A 10696-nucleotide genomic window follows, 5' to 3' on the forward strand; every position below is an offset into this window, starting at 1 on the left:
GGGCAGGCGCCCTCGGAGTTGGCGCTGAAGAGGGCCGGCTTGACGCCGTTGGCCTTGGCGAAGGCCGTACGGATCGGGCCGAGGAGCCCGGTGTAGGTCGCCGGGTTCGAGCGGCGTGAGCCCCGGATGGGGGACTGGTCGGCGACGACGACGCCCTCGCGGCCCGGCAGGTTGCCGTGGATGAGGGAGGACTTGCCGGAGCCCGCGACGCCCGTGACGACGGTCAGGACCCCGGCGGGGATCTCGACGCTGACGTCCTTGAGGTTGTGCTGCGTGGCGCCGGTGATGCTCAGCGCGCCGGAGGGGACCCGTGCCTCGGCACGGAGCTTGGCCCGGTGCGCGAGGTGGTTCCCGGTGAGGGTGCCGGAGGTGCGCAGTCCGGGAACGTTTCCGCTGTAGCAGATCTCGCCGCCCGCGGTGCCGGCCCGAGGGCCGAGGTCGACGACGTGGTCGGCGATCTCGATGACCTCGGGCTTGTGCTCGACGACCAGGACGGTGTTGCCCTTGTCGCGCAGCCGCAGGAGCAGGTCGTTCATGCGGCGCACGTCGTGCGGGTGCAGCCCGGTGGTCGGCTCGTCGAAGACGTACGTGACGTCGGTGAGCGGGGAGCCGAGGTGGCGGACCATCTTCACGCGCTGCGCCTCGCCGCCGGAGAGCGTGCCGGAGGAGCGGTCGAGGGAGAGGTAGCCGAGGCCGATCTCGACGAGCGAGTCGAGGAGCTCGCGCAGGCCGGCGAGGAGCGGGGCGACGGAGGGGTCCTCGATCCGGCGGACGAACGCGGCGAGGTCGCTGATCTGCATCGCCGAGCACTCGGCGATGTTGACCCCGTCGATACGGGAGGACAGCGCGGCCCGGGTGAGCCGGGCGCCCTCGCACTCGGGGCAGGTCCGGAAGCCGACGGCGCGGTCGACGAAGGCGCGGATGTGGGCCTGCATGGCCTCCCGGTCCTTGGAGAGGACGGTCCGCTGGAGCTTCACCACGAGGCCCTCGTAGGTGAAGTTGTTGGTGCCGACCTTCACCTTGCAGGACGGCTTGTGGAGGAAGTCCTCCCACTCCTGTTCGGTGAAGTCCGCGAGCTTCTTGTCGGGGTCGTAGAAACCGGAGTGGGCCATGATCTGCCACATCCACGAGTCGACGGCGTAGCCCGGCACGGTGATGGCGCCCTCGTTGAGGGACTTGGTGCGGTCGACGAGCTCGTCGACGTCGATGTCGGAGATCTGGCCGGTGCCCTCGCAGCGCGGGCACATGCCCTCGGGCAGGTTGAAGCTGAAGGCGCCGGAGGTGCCGACGTGCGGGGTGCCGAGGCGGCTGAAGACGATCCGCAGCATCGTGTACGCGTCGGTGGCGGTGCCCACGGTGGAGCGGGAGTTGGCGCCCATCCGCTCCTGGTCGACGACGATCGCGGCGCTCAGGTTGTGCAGTCCGTCGACGTCGGGGCGGGCGAGCGACGGCATGAAGGACTGCAGGAAGGCGCTGTAGGTCTCGTTGATCAGGCGTTGCGACTCGGCGGCGATGGTGCCGAAGACGAGGGAGGACTTCCCGGAGCCGGAGACTCCGGTGAAGACGGTGAGGCGGCGCTTGGGGAGGTCGACGTCGACGTTCCTGAGGTTGTTCTCCCTGGCCCCGCGGACCTGGATGACGTGGTGGCTGTCCGCTGCGACGGGGTGGTTCATGCGTGCGCCCTCCGGTGGTCGGCCTGTGTGCTGGGGAAGAGTACTCTATACAGCGTACAAAGTAATGGGGAGCTATCCTGACCTGCGAGAACGCGAAAAACGCGAAGAAGGACGGAAGCGGCATGGCGGCGGCGAAGGGGAAGAGCAGCAGCGGTGCGGGCGACCCGGCGCGCACGCTGGAGCTCCTGTGGCGCGACGGCTCGGCCGCCCCGGCGGGGCGCCGCGGCCCGAGGCAGGGACTCACGGTCGACGCGGTCGTCGACGCGGCCCTCGCCCTCGCGGACGCCGGCGGGCTCGACGCGCTGACCATGCGCGCGGTGGCCCAGCACCTCGGCGTGACCCCGATGACGCTCTACACGTACGTCCCCGGCAAGGCCGAGCTTCTCGACCTCATGCTGGACGCCGTCTTCCTGCGCATGGACCGGCCGCCGTTCCGCCCGGAGGAGTCCTGGCGGTCCCGCGTCACGGCGGTCGCGGACGCGAACCGGACACTGCACCTGGGTCACCCGTGGCTGGTCGAACTGCGCATCGTGCGTGCCCCGTTGGGTCCCGGCGTGATGACCAAGTACGAGTACGAGCTCGGCGCCTTCGAGGGCCTGGGCCTCGACGACGTGGCCAGGGACTCGGCGCTGACGTACGTCCTCGGCTTCGTCCAGTCCGGCGCCCGGGCGGAGCTGGACGCGCGGGCCGTGGAGCGTGAGAGCGCGATGTCGGACGGGGAGTGGTGGGACGCCCACGAGCCGCTGCTGGCGCGGGCGTTGGACGAGTCGCGGTTCCCGCTGGCGAGCCGGGTGGGGGAGGCGGCGGCGACCGCGTACGCCGGCCTGTACGACGCGGAACACGCGTACCGCTTCGGTCTGGCGCGGGTGCTGGACGGTCTGGCGGCACTGGGCGGCATCTGACCGGGCCGGGGCGGCCGGCGCGGGGGGCCGGTCCGGTGCAGCCGGCGCGGGGTGACACGTCGGGGGCCGCTGGCGCGCGGTGACCGGTCCGGGACCGCAGATCCGGGGCTCAGGCCCGGAGCTGGAGCAGCTCCCGTACGCCCGCCTTGAGGCGGTCCGCCGACAGTTCCTGTTCGACCGTCAGATGGTGTACGACGTCCGGCGAGAACGGCGCGAGCAGCAGGTGCGCGAGGAGCGTGCTGTCGGAGCCGGGCCTCAGCCGCCCGATGAGCAGGGCCACATGCGTGTGCATCACGCGGTACGCGCCGCTGTGATAGCGGGTGCGGGGCGCGGCGGAGTGCGCGGCGAGCAGGATCTCGCGCTGCTCGCCGACCCGGTCGACGAGCGCGTCGAGGAAGGCGTCGAGCCGGGCGTCGGCCGGGGCGCCGGGCCCGAGCGGCGGCGGGCCGCTCATGTACGCCTCCTGGAACTGGCGCTCTCGGTCGTCGAGGAGCGCCCACAGGAGCTGGGAGACGTCGCCGAAGCGGCGGTAGACCGTGCCGACGCCTATGCCGCTGGCATGGGCGACCTGGTTCATGGTGACGGCCTCGGGGCCGTCCTCGCTGACGATCCGGGCGGCGGCGTCGAGGATCTTGCGCCGGTTGCGGGCGGCGTCGGCGCGCTCGGGTGCGGGGGTCCCGAGGGTGGGGAGGAGGCCGAGCAGGGGTGCCGCCGTGCCTCCGGCCCGCGGAATCTCGGTGCTCATTTGCCGACTCCTGTTCCTGGTGCGCCGCCTGTGCGCCCTGTTGCGCGCTGTGTCGCGCTGTTTCGCTTTTCCGCGCCCCGTCTCCCCGTTCCGGTAGCCCTCGATGTGAGCATACCTGTTCCCCTTGCGAACCGGATAGCAATCCGTTTAGGCTCCTGGTATTGAAACGGAAACTGATCCGCTTTGAGGAGATCGCCATGTCCGTGAAGGTCGCCGTCATCTACTACTCGGCCACGGGTGCCGTCCACCAGCTCGCCCAGGCCGTTGCCGAGGGCGCCGAGAAGGCGGGCGCCGAGGTGCGGCTGCGCCGGGTGCCCGAGCTCGCCCCGGCCGCCGCCATCGACTCGAACCCGGCCTGGCGTGCCCACGTGGACGCCACCGGTGACGTGGAGGTCGCCACCCTTGAGGACCTGGAGTGGGCGGACGCGTACGCGCTCGGCTCCCCGACCCGTTTCGGCAACGTGGCCGCGCAGCTGAAGCAGTACATCGACACCTCGGGCGGCCTCTGGCAGCAGGGCGTCATGGCGGACAAGCCCGCGACGGCCTTCACCAGCGCCCACAACCTGCACGGCGGCAACGAGTCGACGCTGCTCGCGCTCTACAACACCTTCCACCACTGGGGCTCGGTCATCGTCTCCCCCGGCTTCACGGACCCGGCGGTCTACACGGCCGGCGGCAACCCGTACGGCACCTCCCACCCGGGCGCGAACGGCGCCCCGGAGGAGAACGTCCTCCAGGCCGCGCGCTACCAGGGCCGGCGCCTGACGACGATCGCGAAGCGCCTGAAGGGCCTCGCGACCGACTGACCGCGCCGACGGCCGCCGCGGAAGGCGCCGCACACGACGCACCCCCGGGGGATCTCCCCCGGGGGTACGTCCGCGTGTCGAAGGGCGGTGGTCACGCCAGCGACAGGAAGAGCTTCTCCAGCCGGGCGCGCATCGCGTCGCGGTCCTCGCCGTTGCGGCGGGCGTCCTCGACGTCGGTCAGGCACTGCTGGAGGCCGGTCGCGATGATCGCGAACCCGGCCCGGTCGAGGGCACGGGAGGCGGCGGCCAGCTGGGTCACGACCTCCTCGCAGTCGCGGCCCTCCTCGATCATCCGGATCACGCCGGAGATCTGGCCCTGAGCCCGGCGGAGCCGGTTCAGCACCGACTTCAGCTCCGCACCAGCGAGATCCAGTTCCACAGCTACTCCTCCTAGATACCCCAGGGGGTAATTTACTCCCCGCGCGGGGCTCCGTCGAAGACCAAGGATGACACCTGCGTCAGGATCCGGGCGTGGACGACGGCGCGGGGGCGCGTCCGGGTGCGGAGGACGGCGCGGGGGCGGGCCCGGGTGTGGCCGCGTACCGCCGGAGGAACATCTCGACCCCGTCGACGACGAGGCGTTCGCCCAGCTCCTCGCCGAGCTCCGTCCCGTGCTGCTCGAACACCATCTGCGGGAAGACCAGCAGCGAGTAGAGCTGGAGGACGGCGACCTCCAGGTCGGGGATGTCGAGGAGCCCCCGGTCCGCGAGGGCGCGCAGGGCGTTCGTGACGGCGGGGTGGTGGCCGGCCGGGCCGTGCGCGCGCCAGGCGCGGCCCAGCTCGGGGAAGCGGTGGACCTCGGTGGCGACGAGGGTGCGCAGGGCGCGCCCCTCGGTGTCGGCGCGCAGGGCGCGGCCCCAGGCGCGACCGGCGTCGGCGAGGGCGGCCTTGAGCGCGTCGGGGCCGTCGGCGTCGACGAGCCGCGCGAGATCGGGCGCGTCGCTCCGGCCCTCGCCGCCCCGGTCGCCCCGACCGCTTTCGCTGAGTGGCTCGTCGAGGCCGCCCGCGACGACGGCGGTGAAGAGGGCTTCCTTGCTGCCGAAGTGGTTGTAGACGGTCACCTTGGAGACGCCGGCCTCGGCGGCGATGGCGTCCATGCCCACGCCGAAGCCCTCGCGGAGGAAGAGGTCGCGGGCGGCCCGGACGATCGCCTGCCGCTTGCGTGCGGCGCGGGGGCCGGTGGGGGCGGGCCTGGCGGCCGGTGCGGGCGTGGTGTCCGGTACGGGCTGGGCGTCCATGGCCTCACCCTACCCACCAAACTGTACTCTTGAGTTCAACTGTACTGTGCCGTACAGTTCAGTTATGCCCACCAACGCCGCCGTACCCTCCCCTGCCCATGACCACGACCAGGGTCATGGCCAGGCCCATGGCCACAACCAGGCTCATGACCCCGGCGTGGCCCACGACCAGGCCCACGGCCACCCGCGCCCCGACCCCCGCCGCTGGAAGGCCCTCGCACTGATCTGCGCGGCCCAGTTCATGCTGGTCCTCGACGTGACCGTGGTGAACGTCGCGCTGCCCGCGCTCGCCACCGACCTCGACCTCGGGCGAACGGCCCTGACCTGGGTCGTCACCGCGTACACCCTCTGCTTCGGCGGGCTGATGCTCCTGGGCGGACGGCTCTCCGACGCCCTCGGCGCCCGCCGGGTCCTCCTCACCGGACTCGCCCTCTTCACCGCCGCGTCCCTGGCCTGCGGTCTCGCGCCGAACGCCGGCGTCCTGCTCGGCGGCCGGATCGCCCAGGGCATCGGCGCCGCGCTGCTCTCGCCGGCGGCCCTCGCCCTGGTCACCACGGTGTTCCACGGCCCGGAGAGGCCCAGGGCGCTGGGCGTCTGGGCGGCCATCGGCGGTACGGGATCGGCGGTGGGCGTCCTGCTCGGCGGCGCCCTCACCTCGGGCCCGGGCTGGCCGTGGATCTTCTACGTCAACGTCCCGGTGGGCCTCGCGGTCCTGGCGGCCCTGCCGAGGTTCGTACCGGCGACGGCGAAGCCCGCGAAGCGCGGCGGCGGCCTGGACGTCCCGGGCGCCCTCCTCGTCACCACGGCCACCGGCGCACTCGTCTACGGCCTGGTCACGGCGGGCGACTCCGGCTGGACGTCGGCGGCGACGCTGCTGCCCCTCCTGGGCGCGTTCGTGCTGTACGGAGCCTTCGCGGCGACCGAACGGAGGACCCGCACCCCGCTGATGGACCCGCGGATGTTCACCCGGCGACCCGTCGTCGTGGGCTCCCTCCTCATGCTGGTCGCGACGGCGCTCCTGATCTCGTTCTTCTTCCTGGGCTCGATGCACCTCCAGCACGTCCACCACCTCGACGCCCTCCGCACCGGCCTGCTGTTCCTCCCGGTGGCACTCACCACCGCGATCGGCGCCCACCTGGGCTCCCGCCTGCTGAGCACGGCCGGCCCGCGCGTCTGCGCCACGGGAGGCCTGACGGTCGCGGCCCTCGGCTGCCTCCCGCTGGTCTTCCTCGACCCCGCGTCCGGCCCGTGGACCACGCTCCTCCCGTCCCTCGCGACGGCGTCGCTCGGCCTCGGCGCGGTCTTCGTCACGGCGACGACGACGGCCCTGGGCCTGATCGCCCCGCACGAGGCGGGCCTCGCCTCCGGCATCGTGAACACCTTCCACGAACTGGGCGGCTCCATCGGCGTCGCGCTCGTCTCCACCCTCGCCCTGACCACCACGACCACTCCGGCCCCCACCCCGGCCGGCCTGACCGCCGCGTACACCCTCTGCACCGTCACGGCGGCGGCCGCGGCGCTGGCGTCCCCGCTGCTCGTCCCGAGGGGCCGCCCGCACATGACGGGCGGCCCGCACGGAATGCACTGACCCGGGGCCGTCCGAGGCCGGAGTGGGCACGGATCCGGAGCGGGCACGGAGTCAGAGCGGGCGCGGGTCCGGAGCGGACACGGGTCCGGAGCGATCACGGGTCCGGAGCGGACACGGGCTCGGAGCGGACACGGGCTCGGAGCGGCCACGGGCTCGGAGCGGCCACGGGCCCGGAGCGTGCACGGGTCCGCAGAAGGGCGCGGAGTCAGAGCGGGGCCAGGATCATCAGGACCTCGTCCCGGTCGTCCCCGGGCGCCAGTCGGAGCGCCCCTGGCCAGCGCCCGACCTCCCGCCACCCGAGCCGTCCGTAGAACGTCTCCAGGCCGGCACCACCGCGCGCGGCCAGACGGAGCTGCTCAAGTCCCATCTCGTCGCGGGCGATCTCCCGTACGCGGCGCATGAGCGCGGCCCCGATCCCCTGCCCCCGCAGACCCGTCCGGGTCTGGACGTGGTGGAGCGTCCCCCAGTGCGCGACGAGCCGGAAGTCGTCGCGGCGGACGTTCAGCCATCCGGCGAGGCGGTCGTCGACCGACGCGACCAGAAGGCGGCTCGACCCGGCGTCGAGGCCCGCGACGAGGAAGTCGACCGCCGGGCCGGCCAGGTCCGCGTCGATCGGCGGGAAGGGGAAACCGGCCGCGCCACCCGCGTTGGTCACCTCGATCCAGCAGTCGAGGAGTTCGTTCCGCACCTCCGGCGAGACGTCCTCCGGGGCCGTGAACTGTCGAAGAGCGAGCGATCCGGTATCCACGCGGCCGATCCTCGCACCCGGCACGGACAGTGCCGGGTGCGGGCGAGTGGGCTCCTCGCGCGGTCAGTCCTGACGGGGTCCCGATTCGTCGACCGGCCGGACGACCACCGCGTACTCCGGGGCGCCGGCGGGCTGCGGACAGCGGGCGACCTGGGCGGCGATCTCCGTCACGCGCTCCAGGGAGGCGCAGTCGAGCAGCCAGTAGCCCGCGATGACCTCCTTGGTCTCGGCGTAGGGGCCGTCCGTGACGACCGGCCTGCCGTCGCCGTCCACCGTCACGAACCGGGTCGTGGACGGGGCCGCGAGACCCTGGCCGTCGAGCATCTCGCCCTTCGCCGTCAGCTCCTCGTTGATCGCGTTCATGTGCGCGAACATCGCCTTGAGGTCCGGCTTGGTCCAGGCGGGGCTGCTCTCGGTGGGGCGGCCCACCATGGCCTCGTAGTCGGCCTGACTGCCCTGCACCATCACCAGGTACTTCATGACGTCCTCCTCGTCCTCACGTCTCGTCCGGCAGGTCCCCGCTTCCGGCGGGGTGCCGCCGCGTACTGCCTCTCGCAGGACAGTCGGAGCGGAGGACCGGTTCTCGACACCGCGCGGGCACCGGCCGGAAAAACCGGAGAAATCACCCGCCCGCACCATGATTCCGGTGTGAACGCCTTCAGCTACTCCGCCGCCTTCATCACCTTCTTCTCCGTCGTCGGCCCCCCGAAGGTCCTCCTCGCCTTCGCCGGCCTCGCCCAGGTCCACCCCGTGAGCCAGATGCGGACCATCGCCCTCATCTCCTCCGGCGCGGCCGTCCTCGTCGGCCTGGTCATGGGCATCACGGCCCCGTGGCTGCTGAACGTCTTCCACATCAGCACCGCGGCACTCCAGCTCGCGGGCGGCGTCATCTTCTTCATCTACGCCGTCGGGCTCGTCCTCGGTCTCCACCTCGGCTCCAACACCACCCACCAGGACGCCCCCGACCTGGTCAGCGGCGTGCGAGAGCTGCTCATGCCGTACGTGGTGAGCCCGCTGGCCATGACCGCCGTGCTCATCGAGGCGGCCGCCCGCGACTCCTTCAGCTGGCGTTCGACCGTCGTCGGCGCGTACGTGTCCGTCATCGCGCTGGACCTGGTCTGCGTCGTGCTGCTCGCCCGCGTCCTGCGCCGCACCCACCACGCCACGATCGAGCTCCTCGGCCGCCTGCTCGGCCTGCTGCTCGCGGCCGTCGGCGTGGACCTGGTCCTGGACGGTCTCTCGGAACTGGGCGTCCCGGGTCTGTACCTGCGCAAGTGAGCGAGGAGGGAGGGGTGCGGGGTTCAGGCGCTCAACTCCCGTTCCAGCGGCGTACGGAACCGGGGTGTCACCCGTACGTCCCCCACCCACCCCGCGAGCCGCTCCGCCTCCACGTCGATCGCGTGCCCGGCCGCCGCGCCCACGTCCGTCAGGAGCCGGTGGACGATCTCGCCGTCCGGGCGCTGGGCCCACCCGCCGACGATCCGGCCGTCCCACCACACCGTGGGCCCGATGTTCCCGCTGCGGTCGTACAGCGCCGCCCGGTGCTCCGGGTCCAGGTACCAGCCCCGGGCCTGCCAGCCCATCGCCGTCGGATCGAGCGCGGGCAGCAGCGCCGCCCACGGCCCGGTCTCCGCCGCCCGCTCCGTCACGGGGCCGAGGTCGTCCGACAGGACGAAACCGGTCCCCTCGTCGAGGGTGACCGGCAGCGCGCCGACGGCGGCGAGCGCCTCGCGCACATCCGTCACCTTCCACCCCGTCCACCACTGCAGATCCGCCTCGGTGGCGGGCCCGCTGGCCCGGAGCCACCGCTGCGTCAGCTCGGCGCGCGCCGCGGCCGGATCGAGCGCGGAAGCCGGCCCGGAACCGGGCGGGGCGGGCCGCGTCCAACGGAACCGGCTGGACGTCCATGCGCCCTGGGGCCGGCCCCGTACGATCCGTCCCTCCATGCCGAGCACCCGCAGCACCCGGCTCGCGACGGACTGGACGCCCTCCTGCCGTGTGCCCTTCCCGTACAGGTACGTCGACCTCAACGCCGGTACGGCCCTGCCGAGTTCGGCGCCCGTCGCCTCACCCCGCACGGCCAGCTCGGCGAGGACGAGCCTCTCGGTCTCCGCCAGCCACGCGGCGTCGAAGTCGCTGCCCGCCGCCAAGTGCTTGATCAGCGTGCCGCGTTCGCGGACGGCGGCCGGATCGGTCGTCGAGGCCTGGACGGCGGGGGCGAGCGCGGCGGGAAGGACGAAGACCGTGTGCCGCATACCGTGCATCCGGACCAGCGACCGGTCCTCGTACAGCGCCCGCTCGACATCGGCCACGGGCCCGCCCTCCCCGGCCAGCCGCGCCCCCACGGCGAGGAACACACTCGCCGGGTCGGTCCCGTGCAGGGCGACGAGCGACCCCGCGACCTCCTCCGCCGACCCGGCCCGCGCGCTCCCGGCCAGCCGGTGCCGCACCCCGAGCCGCGCCCTGCGCTCGGCTGCGTCGATCGTCCGCGTCCTCGTGTCACCCATGCGGCCAAGCATTCAGGATCAGCCGTCACGCCGGGGCGGCCGCCACCACGAAATCAGGTGTCCCTACCCGGCCGCCCGCTCCTCCAGCGGCCGCCGCCGCAGCGCGGGCCGGGTGAGGAACGGCGGCTGCCAGGCCCCGTCCGCGCGGTAGAGGTTCGTGCCCGGCGGCACGATCTCGTCGATCCGGTCCAGGACCTCGTCCGTGAGGACGACGGTCGCGCCCTTCAACAGCCCCTCCAGCTGGTCCATCGTCCGCGGCCCGATGATGACGGAGGTCACGGCCGGGTGAGAGGCGGCGAAGGCGAGGGCGAGCTCGGGCAGGGAGCAGCCGATCTCGTCGGCGAGGGCGATGAACTCCTCGACGGCGTCGAGCTTGGCGGCGTTGCCGGGGAGCGCCGGGTCGAAGCGGTGCGGGGTGAGCGCGGCGCGCCCGCGGGTGAGGTCGATCGGCTGCCCCTTGCGGTACTTGCCGGTGAGGAAGCCGGAGGC

Annotated in this window: 12 protein-coding genes; 4 read left to right on the forward strand and 8 right to left on the reverse strand. The window is 72.9% G+C overall.

The features are described 5' to 3' along the window. Positions 1 to 1673, reverse strand: a 1673-nt coding sequence (locus tag AOK00_RS33115; RefSeq protein ID WP_055603852.1) for a hypothetical protein, incomplete at its 3' end; no start/stop codon positions are given. Positions 1674 to 1795: 122 nt separating this feature from the next. Here AOK00_RS33115 and AOK00_RS33120 point away from each other — a divergent pair. Further along, positions 1796 to 2575, forward strand: a complete 780-nt coding sequence (locus AOK00_RS33120) for a TetR/AcrR family transcriptional regulator C-terminal domain-containing protein (protein WP_055603853.1) — start codon at positions 1796 to 1798, stop codon at positions 2573 to 2575. Positions 2576 to 2684: 109 nt separating this feature from the next. Here the strand turns inward: AOK00_RS33120 and AOK00_RS33125 are convergent, their stop codons facing one another. Further along, a complete protein-coding gene (locus AOK00_RS33125) occupies positions 2685 to 3320 on the reverse strand; it encodes a TetR/AcrR family transcriptional regulator (RefSeq protein WP_055603854.1) in 636 nt (211 codons plus the stop codon). Between the two features lie 197 nt (positions 3321 to 3517). Between AOK00_RS33125 and wrbA the strand changes: the two genes are divergently transcribed. Continuing rightward, on the forward strand, positions 3518 to 4126 hold the full coding sequence (gene wrbA, locus AOK00_RS33130; RefSeq protein ID WP_055603855.1) for an NAD(P)H:quinone oxidoreductase: 609 nt from the start codon (positions 3518 to 3520) through the stop codon (positions 4124 to 4126). 91 nt (positions 4127 to 4217) lie between these two features. Here wrbA and AOK00_RS33135 read toward each other — a convergent pair whose 3' ends face one another. After that, positions 4218 to 4505 (reverse strand): metal-sensitive transcriptional regulator, encoded by a 288-nt coding sequence (locus AOK00_RS33135; RefSeq protein WP_030318196.1) that lies wholly within the window; start codon positions 4503 to 4505, stop codon positions 4218 to 4220. Positions 4506 to 4584: 79 nt separating this feature from the next. Continuing rightward, the gene (locus tag AOK00_RS33140) at positions 4585 to 5364 is read right to left on the reverse strand and encodes a TetR/AcrR family transcriptional regulator (RefSeq protein WP_055603856.1); all 780 of its coding nucleotides are present in this window, start codon (positions 5362 to 5364) and stop codon (positions 4585 to 4587) included. Positions 5365 to 5428: 64 nt separating this feature from the next. Between AOK00_RS33140 and AOK00_RS33145 the strand changes: the two genes are divergently transcribed. Then, positions 5429 to 6952, forward strand: coding sequence for an MFS transporter (locus tag AOK00_RS33145; protein ID WP_079042318.1), 1524 nt, complete (start codon positions 5429 to 5431; stop codon positions 6950 to 6952). 205 nt (positions 6953 to 7157) lie between these two features. Here the strand turns inward: AOK00_RS33145 and AOK00_RS33150 are convergent, their stop codons facing one another. Then, positions 7158 to 7700, reverse strand: a complete 543-nt coding sequence (locus AOK00_RS33150; protein ID WP_079042319.1) for a GNAT family N-acetyltransferase — start codon at positions 7698 to 7700, stop codon at positions 7158 to 7160. A 63-nt stretch (positions 7701 to 7763) separates the two neighbouring features. Next, the gene (locus AOK00_RS33155) at positions 7764 to 8180 is read right to left on the reverse strand and encodes a YciI family protein (protein WP_055603858.1); all 417 of its coding nucleotides are present in this window, start codon (positions 8178 to 8180) and stop codon (positions 7764 to 7766) included. A 168-nt stretch (positions 8181 to 8348) separates the two neighbouring features. Between AOK00_RS33155 and AOK00_RS33160 the strand changes: the two genes are divergently transcribed. Beyond that, a complete protein-coding gene (locus AOK00_RS33160) occupies positions 8349 to 8978 on the forward strand; it encodes a MarC family protein (protein WP_055603859.1) in 630 nt (209 codons plus the stop codon). Positions 8979 to 9001: 23 nt separating this feature from the next. On the opposite strand, the gene AOK00_RS33165 is transcribed toward AOK00_RS33160, so the two are convergent. Next, complete coding sequence (locus tag AOK00_RS33165; protein WP_055603860.1) at positions 9002 to 10207, reverse strand: winged helix DNA-binding domain-containing protein; 1206 nt, start codon at positions 10205 to 10207, stop codon at positions 9002 to 9004. Positions 10208 to 10270: 63 nt separating this feature from the next. Then, the coding region (locus AOK00_RS33170; protein ID WP_173861707.1) for an aldo/keto reductase at positions 10271 to 10696 on the reverse strand (426 nt) is incomplete at its 5' end.

The organism is Streptomyces aureus, assembly GCF_001418135.1.
Taxonomy (GTDB): Bacteria; Actinomycetota; Actinomycetes; order Streptomycetales; family Streptomycetaceae; genus Streptomyces; species Streptomyces aureus_A.